Source organism: Microbacterium sp. A93, from assembly GCF_051842835.1.
This window is the reverse complement of record NZ_JBPXMT010000002.1, coordinates 368,925-386,873: the sequence shown is the minus strand read 5'-3', so window position 1 is coordinate 386,873 and position 17,949 is coordinate 368,925. Positions and strand designations below refer to the sequence as shown.

Here is a 17,949-nt window from a genome sequence, read left to right as displayed (position 1 = left end):
CCTAGGCTGGAGGCACCGGCTCCGTACGCCCCCTCACGGGATCCCGTGGGCTCGGACGCGGACCACTTCGGGAGGAGTACCGCCATGCCACAAACCGCATCGCAGACCGCATCACGGCCCGAGGCCACTGAGACCACCGAGTCCTTGGCCCAGGCCATCGATCGCGTGGGCAGCCCTGTCGAGTTCCTGCGCAACCAGAACTGGCCGTCCATCACCTTTCCCATCACCCCCGAGTTCACGAACTGGCGGGACGAGCAGCGCGCGTGGCGCACCACGGTGGGGTTGATGGACCAGTCGCACCACATGACCCAGCTGTTCCTCGGCGGTGCCGACCTCATCCCGCTGCTCGAGTCCCTCTCCCCGAACACCTTCGCCACGTTCCGCCCGGGGGTGGCCAAACAGCTGATCACCGTGAACCAGGACGGCTACCTGATCGGTGACGGCATCCTGTTCTACAACGCGGAGGGGCCGGAGGGCCTGGTGCTGGTGGGCCACCACATCCAGATCGACTGGATCCGATTCAACGTGGAGAAGGCCCAGGCGGCCGGGAAGGACGTCCACCAGCGGCTCGACCCGAACTCGACCATGCGCTCGGGTCCGCCCACCTTCTACCGGTACGAGTTGCAGGGGCCGGAGGCCGACCGGGTCATGGAGAAGGTCTTCGGCGGTCCGGTGCCGGACGTGAAGTTCTTCCACATCGCCGACGTGAGGATCGCCGGTAAGGACGTCAAGGCCTTGCGCCACGGCATGGCGGGCCAGCCCGGCTTCGAGTTCTACGGCCCGTGGGTGGACCATGAGGCCGTTCACGGCGCTCTGCTGGAAGCGGGGGCGGAGCACGGGATCCGGCAGGTCGGGGCCAAGGCCTATTCCAGTTCGCCGCTGGAATCGGGCTGGGTCCCCACGCCGCTGCCGGCCATCTTCGGCGAGGACTTCGCCGAGTACCGTGCCTGGTTGCCGGCGGCTCGCGCGGGATCGATCGGTGGCTCCCTGTACTCGGAGAACATCGAGGACTACTACGTCACGCCCTACGACCTCGGACTCGGTCGCTCGGTGAGGTTCAACCATGACTTCCACGGGCGAGCGGCCCTGGAGCGGCATGCCGAGAACCAGTCCCGGCGCAAGGTGACCCTGATCTGGGACGCGGAGGACGTGGCGGCGATCGTGCGCTCCCAGGTGGAGGAGGGCGTCCCGGCCAAGTACCTGGACTTCCCGAAGGCCCGCTACGGCTTCTACCAGATGGACGAGGTCCTCCGGGACGGCCGACGGGTGGGTATCTCCACGGATGCCGGCTATGTGGCCTTCCCGCAGATGTACCTGTCCCTGGCCACCGTGGATGCGGCCCTGCAGGACGGAGATCTGGTCGAGGTGGTGTGGGGTGAGGACCCCGTCTCCGCCAAGCCCCAGGTGGACCAGGACCACCGGCAGGTGAGGATCCGTGCCACGGTGGCACCGGCGCCCTATCAGGAGTACGCGCGGACCACGTACCGCGCGAATACGTCCGAGACCTAGACGACTAGCTAGACGACGAGGAGGAGGCGGTGGCCTGGTCCGCGCTCTCTGGGGTGTCTGCGGCGTCTGCTGCATCCAAGGCATCCAGCTCGTCGAGGAGTACCAGTCCCCGGTCAGCCCACGAGATCTCCGCGTCGGCCCGGGCCACCAGGCCCTCGTAGGTGAACTTCTTGAACGCCGTCGAGCGGCGGTGTTCCGATGCGGGGACGGACTGCAGGCGCCGGTTCAGGGTCTCCGAGGTGCCTGCCTCGACCTCGTCGATCTGGTGCTGCCACTGGCCGCGGATCTGGCGGATGTGCTCCCGGTAGGCCATCAACTGCGCGCGGGCGCGGTCCGGGGTGGCGTACTCGAAGTACGCGGCCCGTAGGTGCATGGGGTCCCGGTCCCGGGTCCACTGCAGGTCAGAATCCATCCAGTCGCCGAAGGCCGTTCGGCCCTGCTCGGTGATGGTGTACTCGATCTTCCGTCCCTTGCGGCCCCACGCGACCTCTTCGGATTCGAGCAGACCGTCCTGCAGCATCCGTCGCAGTTCCGGGTAGATCTGGGAGTCCGGCGCATGCCAGACGTTGCCCACGGAGGAACCGAAGCGCTTGGCCAGGTCGTATCCGGTCATGGGCTCCACAGTGAGTAGAGCCAGCAGCGCGTTACGCAGGGACATTCGGTCCATCCTTCCTGCCGGACGCCTCGGGCACACGGTGCGGCACCGGCCGATTCGGCGATTCGCACCACTGTAGCGTCACAGAGTCCAAACCCTATGCCCATAGGGATCTGAACGGGCAGAAAGTGACCCCGCCACGTCACACCGGTGGGGGCCAGGTCACTTTGCGCCTGGTGGGGTCAGGCGGCCGGGAGGGCGGCGTTGAGCACCGGGGCCAGCCGCCGCACGCCCTCACGCAGCGTCTCGGGGTCCACGAAGGAGAAGGCGAGCCGGAAGTGCGGGTGTGGTCCGTCTCCCGGGGTGAAGGCGCCGCCGGGGACGAACACCACGCCGGCCTCCGCCGCGGTGTGCATCAGCGGCAGGGTGTCCAACTCGTCGGGCATGCGCGCCCAGACGAAGAAGCCGCCGGCGGGCCGTGTCCAGCGCACGCGTGGGTCCAGGGTCTGTTCCATCTCGTCCACGAGGGCGTCGCAGCGGCGGGCGTACTCGTCGGTGCAGCGGGCCACATGCCCCTGCCAGTCGAAGCGGGTGAGGAACGCCGTGGAGAGCATCTGGCTGAGCACGGATGGACACACGAAGGCCGACTCCGCCGAGAGGTAGAACTCCCGCAGCAGCGCCGGCGGCACGAGCGCCCAGCCGATGCGCACCCCGGGGGAGAAGATCTTGGAGACGGTGCCGAGGTAGATCACCTGGTCCCGGTGGGCTGCGGCGATCGGGGCCACGGGCGGATCGGAGAAGCCGAGCTGGCCGTAGGCGTTGTCCTCCACGATCAGCACCCGCTCCTCGTGGCAGACCGCCGCGACCTCATCCCGCCGCTCGGCGGGCATCAGGGCGCCGGAGGGGTTGGCGTAGGACGGGATCGTGTACAGGAACGCCACCCGCCGCCCCTCCGCCCGCAGTCGTTGCAGGGTGTTGCGCAGCAGCGCGGGGATCAACCCCTCGTCATCCGTGGGGGTGGTCACGGCCTCCAGCTCCCATGTGTTGAAGGTGTTCAGGGCACCCACGAACGTGGGATCCTCCACCACCACCACGTCCCCGGGGTTGCCGAGCATGCGGGCCGCGGTGTCGATGGCAGCCTGCGAGCCCGGCGTGATGACCACTTGCTCCGGATCCGCGCCGCTGATCCCGTCCGCGACCATCACCGAGCAGACGGCGTCCCGCAGCTCCGGGGTCCCCTGGCCGGCGCCGTACTGCAGGCTGAGGTGTCCCTGCCGCGCCACGAGTTCATCCGCGATCCCGCCGAGGCGGTCCAGGGGCAGGTCGTCCAGCCAGGGGTTGCCTCCGGCCAGGGAGACGATCCCCGGGGCCATGGCCAGGTCGAAGACGTCACGGACAGCGGACTGCTTCACGCTGCGCGCGCGGTGTGAAAGAAACGCTGAAGGATCGCCCATGGGCCGATGCTAGCAACGCGGCGTGCGGGTCAGGAAGGGCCGACGGGGCCGAGGATCAGGGCTGGCCGCCTGGCCGTCGGCCGCTTCGCACCCTCACCGCCTCGTTGCCGGCCGCCCCGCTGCCTCAGCCGTCGTTGAGCTGGTCCGGGTCCCCGATCTCATCCAGGGGCATCTCAGAGGAGGTGTCCCCGGTGCCCTCGGTGTCCCCGGTGCCTTCGGTGCCGGGGGTGTCTGCCGGTGGGGTGACGATCTGCTCCCCGAGCTCCAGCTCGTCCAGCCCCAGGATCTCCTCGATCCGCAAGCCGTCCACGAGGATCTCCGCCTTCGGCACACCGGCTGCGTCCGCGGCGGTCCGGTTGAGCTGCGCGCGGATCCGGAAGGACTCACACTGGCTGCGCGTCACGACCTCCCCGGTCAGCTCGACCACCACGGTGTCCGCCTCGATCCGGTGCGATGTGTAGCTCAGCCCGCCCTCGGAGGGATCCAAGGAGTTGGTCAGGGCCGGATCGCCGTGGCTGTACTGCTCGTCCTCCAGCAGGAAGCCGACCGCAGTGCCCACCAGATCCTCTGACTTCACCGGGGTGGTCTCGGCCCGCACCAGCAGGTCCTGGCAGGCGATGTCCCGGCCCGTGGTGTCCGGAGGGAACGCGCCGTTCAGGGCCACGAAATACAGCGGCGCGGCCGTATACCCCGAGGCGTCCGCCGCCGGCAGGGCGCGGCCGTCCTCATCGGTGGGTGTCTCGCCGGGGGCGGGGAAGATGGAGCAGCCGGCCAGGACGACGGCGGCCAGGGCGCCGACCAGCCCGGCGGCGACCCGGCGCGGGGCCGGGCGACCGGACGGACGTTCCGAGCGGGGGCGCGGGGGCATGGGGCTCCTGGAGGGCACGTCGACGGCGGGAATCCTGACCATCCTACGTCGGTGTGCCGGGCGTCCCGTCGCGCTCCAGCACGTTTTCCTGAGCCCGTTCCCGTTCCCGTTCCCGTTCCCGCTCACCCTCCCGCGCTTGCTCGCGACGGCGCACCCACGCCGTGACGTCGTCGGGATGGATGCGCCGGTGCGTACCGCGGTAGGTCACGGGGATCTCGCCCCGATCCGCCAGCTGGCGCAGATAGGTGTTGGAGACCCCCGCCAATCGGGCCGCCTGTGAGGTGTTCAGCCAGCGGTCCTGCTCGGACACCGTGACCGTGGCCCCCGAGGCGAGACGGTCAAGTAACCCGAGTACCGCCTCCGTGGCCGCCGGGCCGAGCCGCACGGTGGTGCCGTCCAGCACCACGGTCGCGTCCGTCGTCGTGCCCTGGTCCTGTCCCTGGCCGCCCTCCGCGGGACGGGGGAGCCCCGGGAGGCGGGCGAGGATGTCCCGCTCGGTCTGGTCCAGCGGGCCGAGGGTCAGGCTGCGGGTGAGGACGGGGATCTCATCGGCCATGGCCTCAGGCTACCTGCCTGCCTGCGGGGCGTCCTGGGCGCGGGTAGGCTGGGAACCATGCCCCTGCGTAACAGTCGTGCCGCCTCACTGCCCGCCAAATTGAGCCGATCCTGGCTCCTGGTGAATGCGGCGAAGCCGGAGGATTTCGCCCCGGGGCTGGCCTCCGAGGCGGACTCGGTGCTCTTCGACATGGAGGCCGCCGTCCCGGCCGATCAGAAGGACGCCGCGCGCGCCAACGTGGTGGAGGCACTCAACGGCGGCATGTCCGCCTGGGTCAGGATCAACGGCATCGACACCGATGACTGGCAGCAGGACCTCGAGGCGCTCTCCCAGACCCAGGGGTTGCGCGGCGTGATGCTGGCCTTGGCCGAGCAGCCCGAGCAGGTCACGCTGACCGCCATGAGGCTGCGCGCCGGCACCCCCGTGATCGCCCTGATCGAGACCGCGGTGGGGCTGGACAACGCCACCGCGGTGGCCAAAGCCCCGGGCACCTTCCGCCTGGCCTTCGGCACCAACGACTTCCGCAAGGACACCGGCATCTCGGATGACCCGATGGCCATGGCCTATGCGCGCTCGCGGCTCGTGATCGCCTCCCGCGTGGGCAAACTCCCCGGCGCGATCGACGGCCCTCCCGGGGTCACCGACGAGACCCCGGCCGTGGTCGAGTCCTCCCGCGTCACCCAGTCAATGGGCATGACCGGACGGCTGTGCCTGAACCGCGGGCAGGCGGAGTCCATCAACCTGGCCCTGTCACCGTCCGAGGACGAGCTCTCCTGGGCCGTGGACATGCTGGAGGCCCACCAGTCCGGGGCCTCCGTGGGGGACGGCTCCTACCTGCCCCGCCTGGCCCGCGCCCAGAAGATCGCCGACCTGGCCGACTCCTACGGCCTCTGGAACGCCTGACGTACCGGTAGTTCGCCGGTACGGGGTAAATTCGAACCCACCTGCACCCACGTGATCTCCTTCACTCCGGGCAGCGACACCACGAAGGACCCAGATACACATGACACATTCCCCCGAGACCTCCTCGGCCTCGTACACCTCCGACGCCGACGCCAACGCCGCCACCCCCGGGTCCATCGAAGACTCCGGCCAAGGCTCCCCCCGCACCGGCACCGCCCGGGTGAAGCGCGGCCTGGCGGGCATGCTCAAGGGCGGCGTGATCATGGATGTGGTCACCGCTGATCAGGCGAAGATCGCCGAGGACGCCGGTGCCGTGGCCGTGATGGCCCTGGAACGCGTCCCCGCGGACATCCGCGCCCAGGGCGGCGTGGCCCGCATGTCCGATCCGGACCTGATCGACGGCATCATCGAGGCCGTGTCCATCCCCGTCATGGCCAAGGCCCGGATCGGTCACTTCGTGGAGGCCCAGGTCCTCGAGGCCTTGAAGGTGGACTACATCGACGAGTCCGAGGTGCTCTCCCCGGCCGACTACGTCAACCACATCGACAAGTGGGACTTCACCGTCCCCTTCGTCTGCGGGGCCACCAACCTCGGTGAGGCCCTGCGCCGGATCACCGAGGGCGCGGCCATGATCCGCTCCAAAGGCGAGGCCGGCACCGGGGACGTCTCCGAGGCCGTCAAGCACATCCGCACCATCCGCGGTGAGATCGCCAAGCTCTCCGCCCTGTCCAAGGACGAGCTGTACGTGGCCGCCAAGGAGCTGCAGGCCCCCTACGAGCTGGTCGCCGAGGTGGCCCGCGAGGGCAGGCTGCCGGTGGTGCTCTTCACCGCCGGCGGTGTGGCCACCCCCGCGGACGCGGCCCTGATGATGCAGCTCGGCGCCGATGGCGTCTTCGTGGGCTCCGGCATCTTCAAGTCCGGCAACCCGGCGGCGCGTGCCGCCGCGATCGTGCGGGCCACGGCCCAGTACAACGACGCCGGCGCTCTCGCTTCAGCCTCCCGCGGCCTGGGTGAGGCGATGGTCGGCATCAACGTGGGTGACCTGCCCGCGCCGCACCGCCTCTCCGAACGCGGCTGGTGACCTCCCGCCCCGCCGGTCCGCTGGTCGGGGTGTTCGCCCTCCAGGGGGACGTGGCCGAGCACGAGCTGGTGCTCACCGCCTTGGGGGCGCGGGTGCGGATGGTGCGGTCTGCCGCCGATCTGGCGGGGCTTGACGGGCTGGTCCTCCCCGGCGGGGAGTCCTCCGTCATGGACAAACTCTCCCGGTTGCTCGGGGTGGCCCCGGCCATCCGGCAGGCGATCGCCGCCGGGCTGCCGGTCTACGGCACCTGTGCCGGGATGATCATGCTGGCCGATCAGATCGCCAACCCCATCGGCGGCCAGCACGGCTTCGGCGGGCTGGACATCACCGTGCAGCGCAACGCCTTCGGCGCGCAGGTGGACTCCTTCGAGACATGGCTCGAGGTGCCGGAGGTGAGCGGCGAGCCGGTGCACGCCGTCTTCATCCGTGCCCCCGCCGTACTCCGCGCGGGAGGTGACGTACACGTGTTGGCGAGCGTGCCGGCGTCGTGCTTGGAGAGCCCTGACTTGGAGAGCCCCGAGCTCCGTGCGGCCCTGACGGGACCGGATGCTGGACCGGAGGCGGCGTTGGACGTGGGGCCGGACGTGGGACCGGAGGCGGCGCCGGACGGCGGCGGGCTCCCCGTGGCCGTGCGGCAGGGCCACCTGCTGGCCACGAGCTTCCATCCGGAGGTGACGGGGGACTGGTCCTTCCACCGTTACTTCCTGGAGAGCCTCATCCACTGACCCCCACCATCGAAGTCCCACGAAGTGGTGCTGCACCCGGGTTCCAGCACCACTTCGTGGGACCTCGATGTTCGGAGGGGTCAGCCCTTCTGGCTCATGAACTCCTCGATCGGCTCGCCGTCCACGAGGATCTCCGCGGTGTAGGTGCCGGCGTTGGCGATGGCCGTGTTCTGCAGCTGCGCGATGATCTGCGGGTCGGCGCAGGTGCCGCCGGACATCGGCTGGCCATTCAGGTCCACCGTGACCGTGTCACCCTCGATGGTGACGTCCTGGACGGTGAGCTCGGACTGGTAGAGCGCATTCATCAGCCCGTCGCTGCCCACGTCGAAGTTCCGCTCCGCGAACAGGGCCTGGAGCCCGGCCTCCACGAGGGCCGGATCGCCCACGGAGCCGGCGCCGGAGACGGGGACCGAGTCCTCGATCAGCACCTCGCCGCAACCGGGGAACTCGATGCCGCCGGCCTGGCCGGCGGGGCCCACCCAGTACACGGTGGCCTCGGTGGCAGCCGCGGCCGGTTCGGAGCCGGACTCAGAGGCTGAGGGGCTCGCGCTGGTCGAGGGCGAGGTGCTCGCGGACTGGCTCGGTGCGGAGGCGGAGGGAGACACGGACTCGGAGGCCGACGGCGAGGCGGGCGCGCTCTCGGAGGCGGACGAGCTCGGAGGGGTCGGAGACGTCGAGGGGCTCTCGGTGGCGTCTCCGCCGCCCAACCCGCAGCCGGACAGACCGAGGACCAAGACGGCAGTCAGGGCTCCGGTGGTGAGGAGGGGGCGCGGTGCGATGCGGGGGCGGCTCATACCCTTGAGTTTAGACGAGACTGGCACCGGGGCGACGCCCCACCGGGACCTGGAGGCGCCTCACCGGGATCTAGACTGGTCACATGATGGACTGGATCGCCTCACTCCCGCTGGGCTGGGCCATCCTGTTCTTCTGGGGCCTCGGCACCGCCCGGGCCACCGTCACCTACTCGTTGGGCCGCGGGATCGCCGCCGGCGCCGAGCACACCGTCCTGCGCCGCTACATGTCCGGCCCGGTCTACCTGCGCGCCATGCAGTTCATCGATCGGTGGGGGCCTTGGGCCATCCCGTTCTGCTTCCTGACGGTCGGCATCCAGACGGCGGTCATCGGCACGGCCGGGATGACCCGCATGCGGTGGCGCCGTTTCATCCCGGTCATGCTGCTGGGCACCCTGATCTGGGGGATCATCTACGGCACGGTCGGCATGGCCGTGGTCTGGGCGGTCATCACCACGGCCCTGGCCAGTCCCGTGGCGCTGATCGCGCTGGTCCTGGCGCTGGCCGGCGTCGTCATCCTCATCCTGTGGCGCACCGGTGGGCTGGCCCGGCTGAGGGCCTCGCGGGCGCAGCGCCGAGCCGCCCACACTGCATCACGAGCGCAGCACACGTCGAAACACGCCGGTGGGATCGACGGCTACCGCGGCCGTGATGGTGGGGGTCAGGAAGACACCACCTCCGACGCCGGCCGGTAGTCCAGCTGCGGGTCCAGCCCCAGCGGTCCGGCCACAGCGTCGGTGACCCCCTGATGGGTGAGCACGCCGTCGTGCGCGTTGAGCCCGGAGAGCAGGCCCTCGTCCTGTGCCATGGCCTCACGCCAGCCGCGGTCCGCGATCTTCAGCACGAACGGCAGGGTGGCGTTCGTCAGGGCCGCCGTGGATGTCTGTGGGACCGCCCCGGGGATGTTCGCCACGCAGTAGTAGATCTGCTCACCCACCCGGTACGTCGGGTCCTGGTGGGTGGTGGGGCGTGAGTTCTCGAAGCAGCCGCCCTGGTCGATCGCGATGTCCACGAGCACGGAACCCGGGTGCATGGCCGCCACCATGTCCGCGGTGACGAGCTTGGGGGCCGCGGCACCGGGGATCAGCACCGAGCCGATCACCAGGTCGGCCGCCTCCACCGTCTCGGCGATGTTCAGCTTCGAGGAGGCCAGCGTGCGCAGCCGGCCCTGGTGCACGGTGTCCAGCTGGGTCAGCCGCTCGAGGTTGATGTCCACCACCGTCACCTCGGCGCCCATGCCGGCGGCCATCACGGCGGCGGCCTCCCCGGCGACTCCGGCTCCGATCACCGCAACCCGGGCGCGGCGGGTCCCGGGGACCCCGCCCATCAGGATGCCGGAACCGCCCTGGGCCTCGGTCAGGTGATAGGCGCCCAGCACCGGGGCCAGACGGCCCGCGACCTGGCTCATCGGGGCCAGCAACGGCAGGGTGCGTCCGCGGGTGACGGTCTCGTAGGCGATGGCCGTGGTGCCTGAGTCAAGGACCGCGTGGGTGAGTTGCGGGTCCGCGGCCAGGTGCAGGTAGGCGAACAGGACCTGCCCGCGGCGCATCAGCGGCCGTTCAGTGCCGGTGGGTTCCTTCACCTTGAGGATCAGCTCGGCCTCGCCCCAGACCTCCTCGGCCGTGGGCACCATCCGGGCCCCGGCCCGGCGGTAGTCCTCGTCCGGCAGGCCGGAACCGACGCCGGCGCCCTCCTGGACGAGGACCTCGTGCCGGTGGTGGACGAGTTCGGCGACCCCGGCGGGGGTGATACCGACGCGGAACTCGTTGTTCTTGATCTCTGTGGGGACGCCAATCAGCATGTCTCGACGCTAGCCGCTCCGCGGCGTTTCGGGGAATGTCGGGGGAATATCGGGGGAGCGCCAGGGGACAGACTTCGAAGGGGGCCGCCTCACCGGAGGCATACTGGGCAGGTGGACTACCAGATCATCACCACCGTCATCGCCGGCCTGCTCCTGGCGGTGGCCGTGCTCGGCACCATCATCCCCATCCTGCCCGGCTCCATCCTCACCGTCATCACGCTGATCGCCTGGGCCTGGATCCTCGGCTCTCCCGCTGCCTGGACGGCGGCGATCATCGGGGCCGGCCTGGCGATCGCGGGGATGAGCGCCTCGGCGGTGCTGACCGGCCGGACCATGCGGCGGGAGAAGATCCCGAACGGGCCCGTCATCGTGGGCGTGGTGTGTGCGATCGTCGGGATGTTCGTCATCCCGGTCATCGGCCTGTTCGTGGGCTTCGCCGCGGGGCTGCTCGGTGCCGAGTACGTGCGGCGCCGAGACCTCAAGGCGGCCGCGCGGTCGTCCTGGGAGGCGTTGAAGTCCATGGGGCTGGGGATCCTGGTCGAGTTCGGCTGCGCCGCGCTGGCCGCCTCCTCCTTCGCCATCGGCACCCTGGTGCACTTCCTCAACCGTTGACCGGTCCCGCCTTCAGAACGCAGGACGGCAGGACAGACGGAACCAACGACGGCGGCGCGTCACCTTGGGAAGGTCCCCCCCCGCCGTCGTTGCTCTCACTTTCCGGGCAGAGATCACTGGTGATCTCTGCCCGCAAAGCGTGGGGGTGGGCCGGTCAGATGATCGGCAGGCCCGCCCTCTTGGATTCCCGCACGTCACGGAAGAATCCGCGAGCGATGAAGAACAGGACGGCGGCCACGATCACGGGCCACATCAGCACGTAGATGGTCAATGCGATGGTCATGATGCTTCCTTTCTGGTCGGTGGTGCTCTGAAGCGGTCTCGGTCAGGCGCGGTCGGCCTTGGCCGCGATGACCACCTGTTCGGCGGTCATCGGGGTCTCCGTGTCGAAGTCGCCGGTGATGTCCTTGATCCGATCGAAGTCGTAGTCCATCTTCGAGCGGAAGGACATCAGGTAGGTGACCAGGAAGGAGACCGCGTAGGCGACCAGCGAGGCGGAGAGCACGGTGTACTCCCGCAGCCCGCCGGTGACGATGCCGCCGATGGTGAACGGTGCGGCGGCCAGCACCGCGATCGAGCCGATCCAGAGGGCCGGCTTCAGGCCGAAGAACCCGAAGGACATGATCCCGAGCACCACGCCGATACCGATGGTGGCCAGCACCTCGACGCTCAGGCCGAGGAAGCCGGTGAACGCGAACCATTCGAAGCGCACGGGCAGGAACGTCACGAGGGCGGCGAGCACGCCGAACGAGAAGGCCGCGTTGGTGACCTTGGGCCAGTAGAACGAGGCGATGACCGGGAACACCAGACAGCCCCAGAGGGCGCCGACGAACACGAGCAGGTCCAGGATGTTGAATTGCGCCGTGGCGAAGTACAACGCCGCGCCCGTGGCCACGATCATGGAGATGCGGCCGACCAGCAGCATGGTCTTCGGCTTGGCGTTCTTCTTGCCCACGGACTGTCCGTAGACGTCCGCCATCATGATGGAGGACAGGGCGGCCAGGTCGGAGTCCGCCGTGGAGGACAGGGCGCCGATGATCATGATGAAGGCCAGACCCAGCAGGATCGGGCCGAGGTAGGTGCCGGCCATCTGCGGCAGGAGGTTGTTGATGTCTCCGCCCATGGGTTCGATGCCCAGGTACAGGGCCATCACGCCGAGCATGCCGATGCCGATCACGGAACCGCCGTAGCCGATGGTGGCCGTCACGAAGGTCGGCTTGATCAGGTCCTCACGCACTGCGAACAGGCGCTGCGCGATGGTCTGGTTGCCGATCGCGTAGGCCAACACGGCGGCGATGTAGGGGGCGCCCTGGTTCATGAACGCCTCGGAGGAGAAGAAGTTCTGCTGCTCGGGCGTGACGTTCCCGGCGGCCACGCCGGCCTCGAACATGTCCGGACCGCCGGCCACGAAGAAGATCACCGGGATGATCACGACGGCGGCGCCCAGCATGAACATCACCTGGGCGAAGTCGGTGAGCACCGAGGCGCGGAAGCCGGACCACAGGGTGTACATCAGCACACCGCCGGCGATGATGAGGATGCCCGTGCCGAAGCTCATCGGGGAGAGCATGGAGATCAGCGCGCCACCGGCGATGAAGTTGGAGGTCAGCGAGATCAGCGAGCCCAGGACGTTGGAGCCGGCCAGCATGAGCTGGGAGGAGCGTCCGTGGCGGGCGTACATGACCTCAGCGAGGGTGTGGGCGCGTGGCGCGACCTTACGGATGCGCTTGCCGAAGGGGTAGATGAAGAGGATCATCAGGGCGCCCCAGAGCCCGTAGTGGATGGGGCCGGAGATGCCGTACGTGTAGCCCGCGGTGACGGAGGCGTACATGGAGGAGGCCCAGATCCAGGTGGCGGTCATCGAGGCCGCCGAGATACCGAAACCGATGTTGTTGCCGGCGGTCATGTAGCCGTCGGCGTTCTCCTTCTTCCGGCTGATGCCCACGGACATCCACATCGTTCCGCCGTAGAAGAGGATCAGCAGCAGCACCACTGCCATAATTCCTAGTTGATTGAACTCCTGAGCGGGTGGCATCCCGGTCCTTCCATCTCGGCGACAATGACAGCGGCCCGCGCTTCATGCTCCGCGGACCGCGAGGTGGCAGCCGACTCCGGCTGCCGGCGGTCCCCTCGGACCACCTGTGATGGCCACTGGGGCCATCTCTGACGACCTTTCAGGCCGCTCCCGGCAGGAGTCATCCGCGGGTCTGCATGACTGGTGCATGCACCCTTCTGGGCTCACTGGTACCGGCATCGGCATTGAAGCCAACCGCTGAAGTCTCTCATGTTTGCAACCGCAACACCAGTTGGATTGTCGACAATCAGGCGAAAAAGCGAGGCCGCCGGGCGGATCGACGCGGTCTTGCCGACCTGGATTCGGAGTGCGGGCGGTGGCGGGAGTATGCTGGCGAAGCGCCTCCCGGCAGTGACTCCGGAGGCCTGAGGGGCCTTAGCTCAGTTGGTAGAGCGTTTCGTTCGCAATGAAAAGGTCAGGGGTTCGATTCCCCTAGGCTCCACAAAAGTCAGACCCCCTGCATCCCTTGTAAACAAAGGGAAGCAGGGGGTCTGTTGTCTGCCGGGAGGTTTTGGGGAGTCGGCTACTTGCCCGCCAGCTCCGGGTGGAACTTCGCGGTGACCTGCGGGTGCGCGCGGACGAAACCCTTGAGCATGTTGGAGCCGAAGGACGCGAGCATCGGGTTGGTGGGATCGTCGGAGACGCCCCGGGCCTCGGCGGCCAGCTCGGCCGGCAGCTCGACCGGCTCGATCACGGCGTCCAGGCGGGGGGAGTAGAAGAACGGCACGGAATAGCGGTCCACGCCCTCGTCGGGGGCGACCGCCCGGTGGATGGTGGCCATCAGGTAGCCGCCGGTGGCCACCTCCAGCATCTCGCCGAGGTTCACCACGAGCGCCCCGTGGATCGGTTCGACCGGCAGCCACTCGTCCTGGCCGTAGGGGCGCACCTCGAGCCCGCCCACCAGGTCCTGCAGCAGCAGGGTGATGAATCCGTAGTCGGCGTGCAGGCCCACGCCCTGGGCGCCGGCCTCCTTCACGCCGCCCACATAATGGGCCAGCTTGCCCATCCAGGCGCGGTCGCCGCTGAACGGCTCCGCGAAGTGGTCCTCGTCCAGACCGATGGAGACGCACAGCGCCTTGAGCAGGTCCTCACCCACCCGGTCCATCAGGGCGGTCCACGCCATGGCGGTGGACTCAAGCTCCGGCATGTCCGCCGGCCACTGGTTGGGGCCCTGCAGGTGCCAGTACTCCTCGCCCGGGGCGATCCGTTCGGCCGGGACCGGTGCGCGCTCGGGGGAGAAATCGATCTGCTCGCGGGAATCCGGGCGGCCCTGGGTGCGTTCGGCACCCACCGAGGAGTAACCGCGGTAATGCGGGGAGTTCTGGTTGTGCAGCACCAGCTTCTCCTCCTCGGGGCGGGCGAAGAACTCGGCGGTCACCCGGAACAGTTCGTCCACCTGGCCCGCGGCGGCGCCGTAGTTCACGATCTGGAAGAAGCCCACGTGATGGGCCGCATGGCGCAACCGGTCCAGGAAGTCCGGGTCGAAGGAACCGTCCGGTGCACGCATGGTGGACAGGTCCAGCACCGGGATGTCCAGCTCTGCCGGGACGGCCGCGGAGTCAGGGAACGCAGAAGTCATGGGACCAGTGAACGACGTCGGCGCCCGCCTCAGCGCGCACGTTGCCTTGCGCTACCCCGGGTGACGGGAAAACGTCACATCGTGGCGTCGGGGAGTCCGTTGGTGTTTAATGCCCACTCCAGCAGTGCCTGTCCCGCCTCCTCGTGGCGGGCCTCGGGCCTCCCGTAGCCGCGGATCGCCAGGTCCTCACCGGTCAGGACCGGATACGCCGTCTCGGGGATGCCGTCCTCGTGGCGGACGTCCACGTGGGTCACCGGAACCCCGCGGGCGTGCAGCCAGTCGGCCATGGCGTAATCCGTCCGGGAATCCCCGCACGTGAACCACTGCACCGGCAGCTCCCCGTCCGCGGCGACCCGGTCCCAGCCCCGGGCCGCACCGAGGTCCTTGCCGCTCGAGACGTGCTCCACGTCCGAGGAGATGATGGTCGAATCCAGCTGGAAGCCCCCGCCGTGCGCCGACTCGGAACCCTGTGCGGCGAGCAGCTCAGTCACCTCGGTCTCAAAACGGGATTGGGCCTCGCGGTAGCGCTCCAGTGACTCCCCGACGTTCATCTCGGCGGAGAACATGGCCAGCTTCGTGTCGTCGTAGAACATGGTGTCCGTGTAGTCGCCCAGCAGCCGGACCAGGCGTGACTCGAGGTCGGCCGGAAGCCGCATGGCGGCGTCGACCTCGACCCAGCCGGGCACCGAGGTGCCGCGCGTGGCCGAGGGCAGGCCGGCGTCGTGCCCTTGGTCGGCGAGGGAGGCGAAGGAGAACCGCACCGCGCCCTTCTCGCAGACCGCATGGAATCGGGCGTCGGCGGGCAGGCCGGCGGCCAGCAGCGGGGTGGCGAGCTGCTGGAGGATGAAGTCGGCGGAACGCCCGGTGTTGAACACCACCGGGATGCCCCGGCCGGCCAGCTGGACCAGGGCCGTCAGGATGCCCTCGGGGACCCGTCGGGTCTCGGGGGAGGCGATGGGGCCGTCCACGTCCAGGAGCAGTCCGACGGGGGGAAGTGTGCGCATGGACCCAGCCTAGGTCTCCCAGTGCCGGTGCCCGCGGTGTTCGCCTAGTGTGGTGCGCACAACAGTCCGCTCGCGCCGAAGGGGGTCCTCAGTGCCCAGCCCGCAGGAAGATCCGCGCCGCGAGGCGGACGGGCGGCGCATCTTCACGGAGCGGGACCTCGGCCGGTACTTCGGTGCGGTGGACCCGCGGGTGTTGGCCCGGGACCGCCGCCGTCGCCACCGGCGGCACGCGATCGCCCTGGTGCTGGTGGCACTGGTGGTGGCGGGGACGGCGTTCACGGCGCTGCAGGTGCTGCGGGGGGAGTGGGCCATCCCCGGATGGGAGGCGGCCCCACCGCCCGAGCCGGTCCTCTGCCCGGCGGGGGACGTGGCGTACTCGAAGGAGTCCACCGTCACTGTCTACAACGGCACCACCATCGGCGGGCTGGCCGGGGACGTGGCCAACGCCCTCGAGGCGCGGGACTTCGTGATCGGCGGGGTCGGCAACAAGGGGTTCACCACGGCCAACATGGTGGCGGTCATCGTCTCCGGGGCCGGTGGCCGGGAGACCTCGCTGGCCGTCCAGCGGAACATCGAGGGCTCGGTCTACCTGCCGGACGAGCGGGAGGAGGACACGGTGCACGTCATCATGGGCACCCAGTACCAGGGCCTGGTGCCGGAGGAGTCCGTGTCCACCGAGGCCGGGCCGCTGGACTGCCAGCGGTTGGAGACCGAGGCCCCGACAGCGGCGCTCGGCTGAGTGGTCGCCCCCGGGGCCCGATCTCACATCCCGCCGGGGAACACCGCCGGCACCAGCGTGTACATCACGAGCATGACCAGGCCGAGCGAGATCAGGTTGAGCCACACGCCGGCCCGCACCATCTGCTTGATGGAGACCTCGCCCGAGCTGAAGGCCACGGCATTGGATGGGGTGGCCACGGGCAGCATGTAGGCGGAGCAGACGGCCAGGGTCACGGCGATCGTCATGAACAGCGGATCCATGCCCAGGCCGACGGCCACTGCGCCGAAGATCGGGAAGAACGCGGCGGCGGTGGCGGTGTTGGAGGTCAGCTCGGTCAGGGCCAGGCCCACGACGATCACGATCAGGATGACCACCCAGGCGGGCACCCCCTGCAGGGCGCCGACCTGGTTGCCGAGCCACTCGGAGAAGCCGGTGGCGGTGAACATGGCGGACAGGGACAGGCCGCCGCCGAAGAGCAGCAGCAGGCCCCAGGGGATCTCCTTGGCGGCGGACCAGCGCAGCAGCGGGGTGCCGTTGGAGTCCGCGGAGCGCTTCTGGGCCGGGACCAGGAAGCAGGCGATGGCGGCACCCATGGCCACCTGGGTGTCCGAGATGGCGCTGAGGAACGGCAGGGCTGAGGCCACAGCCGGGATGTCCGCGATGAAGGGGACGGCGACCCAGAAGAAGATCGCGATCAGGAAGATGATGCCGACCCGGCGTTCCGGGGTGGTGAATCGGCCAAGCTTGGCCAGCTCGTCCTTGATCATCTGCTTGCCGCCCGGGATCTCGGAGACCTCGGCACGGAAGACGAGTTTGGTCAGCACCAGCCAGGCGATGAGCACCATGACCACGGCCCACGGGACACCGATGAGCATCCACTGGCCGAACTGCAGGTCATATCCGTGGGACTCGAGCAGGTAGGCCTTCATCAGGGCCATCGGCGGCTGGCCGATCAGGGTGGCGGTGGAACCGATGGTCACGCCGTAGGCCACACCGAGCAGCAGGGAGGCGGCGAACTTCTTGCCGGCTGCTGCCGGATCCACGGAACGGACCAGCTGCAGGATGGAGACCGCGATCGGCACCATGATGACCGCCGTGGCGGTGTTGGAGACCCAGGCGGAGATGAAGGCCGAGGCCACCATCAGGCCGAGCACGATCTGCGCCGGCCTGGTGCCGATCATGCGGATGGTCAGTAGTGCCACGCGCAGGTGCAGGTTCGATTTCTCGGTGGCCAGGCCCAGGATGACGCCGCCCATCACGAGGAAGACCACCGAGTTGGCGTAGGGCGCGGCCACCTCGGCCATGCTGCCCATCCCGAACAGCGGGAAGAACACCAGCGGCAGCAGGGAGGTGACGGGGATGGGTGCGGCCTCGGTCATCCACCAGATCGCCATCCAGAGGGCGCAGCCGGCCACGGCGCGTCCCTCGAAGGACAACGACGCCGGCAACACCAGTGCCAGCACCAGGCCGGCGACCGGCCCCAGGGCCAGTAGCCACCAGTTGCGCTTGCCGCCAGCATCCATGGCGTCGCCTTGCGGTTCGGTCTGCGGTTCGGTCTGCAGGTCTGGCTCGAGGCCCGGCGTCGGCTCGACGGCCTCGGGGGTGGACTGTGTCATCGCATTGATCCTTGAACGGGTCTGAAAGTGTGAGTCAACACACCGTACGTGAATCAATAC

At 69.1% G+C, this 17,949-nt stretch carries 18 protein-coding genes and 1 tRNA gene; 8 read left to right on the top strand and 11 right to left on the bottom strand.

The features are described from left to right. The first annotated feature begins 84 nt into the window (after nt 1–84). Complete coding sequence (locus ACSU1G_RS06045; protein ID WP_439279020.1) at nt 85–1,509, top strand: aminomethyl transferase family protein; 1,425 nt, start codon at nt 85–87, stop codon at nt 1,507–1,509. 4 nt (nt 1,510–1,513) lie between these two features. Here ACSU1G_RS06045 and ACSU1G_RS06040 read toward each other — a convergent pair whose 3' ends face one another. From ACSU1G_RS06040 to ACSU1G_RS06025, 4 genes are all read right to left on the bottom strand, one after another. Further along, the gene (locus ACSU1G_RS06040; RefSeq protein ID WP_439279019.1) at nt 1,514–2,167 is read right to left on the bottom strand and encodes a PadR family transcriptional regulator; all 654 of its coding nucleotides are present in this window, start codon (nt 2,165–2,167) and stop codon (nt 1,514–1,516) included. Between the two features lie 179 nt (nt 2,168–2,346). After that, a complete protein-coding gene (locus ACSU1G_RS06035; protein WP_439279018.1) occupies nt 2,347–3,558 on the bottom strand; it encodes a PLP-dependent aminotransferase family protein in 1,212 nt (403 codons plus the stop codon). A gap of 124 nt (nt 3,559–3,682) precedes the next feature. After that, entirely contained in the window at nt 3,683–4,426 is a 744-nt protein-coding gene (locus tag ACSU1G_RS06030) for a hypothetical protein (RefSeq protein ID WP_439279017.1), read from the bottom strand. Between the two features lie 43 nt (nt 4,427–4,469). Beyond that, nucleotides 4,470–4,982: a helix-turn-helix domain-containing protein gene (locus tag ACSU1G_RS06025; RefSeq protein ID WP_439279016.1), complete on the bottom strand. Its 513-nt coding sequence runs from the start codon at nt 4,980–4,982 to the stop codon at nt 4,470–4,472. Between the two features lie 57 nt (nt 4,983–5,039). Here ACSU1G_RS06025 and ACSU1G_RS06020 point away from each other — a divergent pair, with 57 nt between their 5' ends. From ACSU1G_RS06020 to pdxT, 3 genes are all read left to right on the top strand, one after another. Then, nucleotides 5,040–5,885, top strand: a complete 846-nt coding sequence (locus tag ACSU1G_RS06020) for an HpcH/HpaI aldolase/citrate lyase family protein (RefSeq protein WP_439279015.1) — start codon at nt 5,040–5,042, stop codon at nt 5,883–5,885. 100 nt (nt 5,886–5,985) lie between these two features. Then, nucleotides 5,986–6,966 carry a pyridoxal 5'-phosphate synthase lyase subunit PdxS gene (gene pdxS, locus ACSU1G_RS06015; RefSeq protein ID WP_439279014.1) on the top strand — a complete coding sequence of 327 codons (981 nt, stop codon included), beginning with the start codon at nt 5,986–5,988 and terminating at the stop codon, nt 6,964–6,966. Then, nucleotides 6,963–7,691 carry a pyridoxal 5'-phosphate synthase glutaminase subunit PdxT gene (gene pdxT / locus ACSU1G_RS06010; RefSeq protein ID WP_439279013.1) on the top strand — a complete coding sequence of 243 codons (729 nt, stop codon included), beginning with the start codon at nt 6,963–6,965 and terminating at the stop codon, nt 7,689–7,691. The genes pdxS and pdxT overlap by 4 nt, the downstream gene beginning before the upstream one ends. Before the next feature lie 80 nt (nt 7,692–7,771). Here the strand turns inward: pdxT and ACSU1G_RS06005 are convergent, their stop codons facing one another. Continuing rightward, nucleotides 7,772–8,485, bottom strand: coding sequence for a GerMN domain-containing protein (locus ACSU1G_RS06005; RefSeq protein WP_439279012.1), 714 nt, complete (start codon nt 8,483–8,485; stop codon nt 7,772–7,774). A gap of 83 nt (nt 8,486–8,568) precedes the next feature. On the opposite strand from ACSU1G_RS06005, the gene ACSU1G_RS06000 reads away from it, so the two are divergent. After that, nucleotides 8,569–9,177, top strand: coding sequence for a DedA family protein (locus tag ACSU1G_RS06000; protein ID WP_439279011.1), 609 nt, complete (start codon nt 8,569–8,571; stop codon nt 9,175–9,177). On the opposite strand, the gene ald is transcribed toward ACSU1G_RS06000, so the two are convergent. Next, nucleotides 9,144–10,283 (bottom strand): alanine dehydrogenase, encoded by a 1,140-nt coding sequence (gene ald / locus ACSU1G_RS05995; protein WP_439279010.1) that lies wholly within the window; start codon nt 10,281–10,283, stop codon nt 9,144–9,146. The genes ACSU1G_RS06000 and ald overlap by 34 nt on opposite strands. A gap of 111 nt (nt 10,284–10,394) precedes the next feature. On the opposite strand from ald, the gene ACSU1G_RS05990 reads away from it, so the two are divergent. Then, nucleotides 10,395–10,895: a DUF456 domain-containing protein gene (locus ACSU1G_RS05990; protein WP_439279009.1), complete on the top strand. Its 501-nt coding sequence runs from the start codon at nt 10,395–10,397 to the stop codon at nt 10,893–10,895. A gap of 154 nt (nt 10,896–11,049) precedes the next feature. On the opposite strand, the gene ACSU1G_RS05985 is transcribed toward ACSU1G_RS05990, so the two are convergent. Further along, nucleotides 11,050–11,178, bottom strand: a complete 129-nt coding sequence (locus tag ACSU1G_RS05985; RefSeq protein ID WP_439279008.1) for a putative transporter small subunit — start codon at nt 11,176–11,178, stop codon at nt 11,050–11,052. Nucleotides 11,179–11,220: 42 nt separating this feature from the next. Further along, nucleotides 11,221–12,930 carry a sodium:solute symporter family protein gene (locus ACSU1G_RS05980; RefSeq protein WP_439279007.1) on the bottom strand — a complete coding sequence of 570 codons (1,710 nt, stop codon included), beginning with the start codon at nt 12,928–12,930 and terminating at the stop codon, nt 11,221–11,223. Nucleotides 12,931–13,338: 408 nt separating this feature from the next. On the opposite strand from ACSU1G_RS05980, the gene ACSU1G_RS05975 reads away from it, so the two are divergent. Beyond that, a tRNA-Ala gene (locus tag ACSU1G_RS05975) sits at nt 13,339–13,411 on the top strand. 81 nt (nt 13,412–13,492) lie between these two features. Here the strand turns inward: ACSU1G_RS05975 and ACSU1G_RS05970 are convergent. Both ACSU1G_RS05970 and ACSU1G_RS05965 read right to left on the bottom strand, forming a co-directional pair. After that, nucleotides 13,493–14,548, bottom strand: coding sequence for an isopenicillin N synthase family dioxygenase (locus ACSU1G_RS05970; protein ID WP_439279006.1), 1,056 nt, complete (start codon nt 14,546–14,548; stop codon nt 13,493–13,495). A 74-nt stretch (nt 14,549–14,622) separates the two neighbouring features. Further along, nucleotides 14,623–15,552, bottom strand: a complete 930-nt coding sequence (locus ACSU1G_RS05965) for a haloacid dehalogenase (protein WP_439279005.1) — start codon at nt 15,550–15,552, stop codon at nt 14,623–14,625. Nucleotides 15,553–15,643: 91 nt separating this feature from the next. Between ACSU1G_RS05965 and ACSU1G_RS05960 the strand changes: the two genes are divergently transcribed. Then, on the top strand, nt 15,644–16,291 hold the full coding sequence (locus ACSU1G_RS05960; protein WP_439279004.1) for a LytR C-terminal domain-containing protein: 648 nt from the start codon (nt 15,644–15,646) through the stop codon (nt 16,289–16,291). Nucleotides 16,292–16,314: 23 nt separating this feature from the next. Here ACSU1G_RS05960 and ACSU1G_RS05955 read toward each other — a convergent pair whose 3' ends face one another. Then, the gene (locus tag ACSU1G_RS05955; protein WP_439279003.1) at nt 16,315–17,889 is read right to left on the bottom strand and encodes an SLC13 family permease; all 1,575 of its coding nucleotides are present in this window, start codon (nt 17,887–17,889) and stop codon (nt 16,315–16,317) included. Between the last annotated feature and the right edge of the window lie 60 nt (nt 17,890–17,949).

Coding starts and splice junctions, on each gene's coding strand:
- ACSU1G_RS06005 (WP_439279012.1), bottom strand. CDS start 8,485: ATGAGCCGCCCCCGCATCGCACCGCGCCCCCTCCTCACCACCGGAGCC.
- ACSU1G_RS05985 (WP_439279008.1), bottom strand. CDS start 11,178: ATGACCATCGCATTGACCATCTACGTGCTGATGTGGCCCGTGATCGTG.
- ACSU1G_RS06030 (WP_439279017.1), bottom strand. CDS start 4,426: ATGCCCCCGCGCCCCCGCTCGGAACGTCCGTCCGGTCGCCCGGCCCCG.
- ald (WP_439279010.1), bottom strand. CDS start 10,283: ATGCTGATTGGCGTCCCCACAGAGATCAAGAACAACGAGTTCCGCGTC.
- ACSU1G_RS06000 (WP_439279011.1), top strand. CDS start 8,569: ATGATGGACTGGATCGCCTCACTCCCGCTGGGCTGGGCCATCCTGTTC.
- ACSU1G_RS06035 (WP_439279018.1), bottom strand. CDS start 3,558: ATGGGCGATCCTTCAGCGTTTCTTTCACACCGCGCGCGCAGCGTGAAG.
- ACSU1G_RS06045 (WP_439279020.1), top strand. CDS start 85: ATGCCACAAACCGCATCGCAGACCGCATCACGGCCCGAGGCCACTGAG.
- ACSU1G_RS05955 (WP_439279003.1), bottom strand. CDS start 17,889: ATGACACAGTCCACCCCCGAGGCCGTCGAGCCGACGCCGGGCCTCGAG.
- ACSU1G_RS06020 (WP_439279015.1), top strand. CDS start 5,040: ATGCCCCTGCGTAACAGTCGTGCCGCCTCACTGCCCGCCAAATTGAGC.
- ACSU1G_RS06025 (WP_439279016.1), bottom strand. CDS start 4,982: ATGGCCGATGAGATCCCCGTCCTCACCCGCAGCCTGACCCTCGGCCCG.
- ACSU1G_RS05970 (WP_439279006.1), bottom strand. CDS start 14,548: ATGACTTCTGCGTTCCCTGACTCCGCGGCCGTCCCGGCAGAGCTGGAC.
- ACSU1G_RS05965 (WP_439279005.1), bottom strand. CDS start 15,552: ATGCGCACACTTCCCCCCGTCGGACTGCTCCTGGACGTGGACGGCCCC.
- pdxS (WP_439279014.1), top strand. CDS start 5,986: ATGACACATTCCCCCGAGACCTCCTCGGCCTCGTACACCTCCGACGCC.
- ACSU1G_RS06040 (WP_439279019.1), bottom strand. CDS start 2,167: ATGTCCCTGCGTAACGCGCTGCTGGCTCTACTCACTGTGGAGCCCATG.
- ACSU1G_RS05980 (WP_439279007.1), bottom strand. CDS start 12,930: ATGCCACCCGCTCAGGAGTTCAATCAACTAGGAATTATGGCAGTGGTG.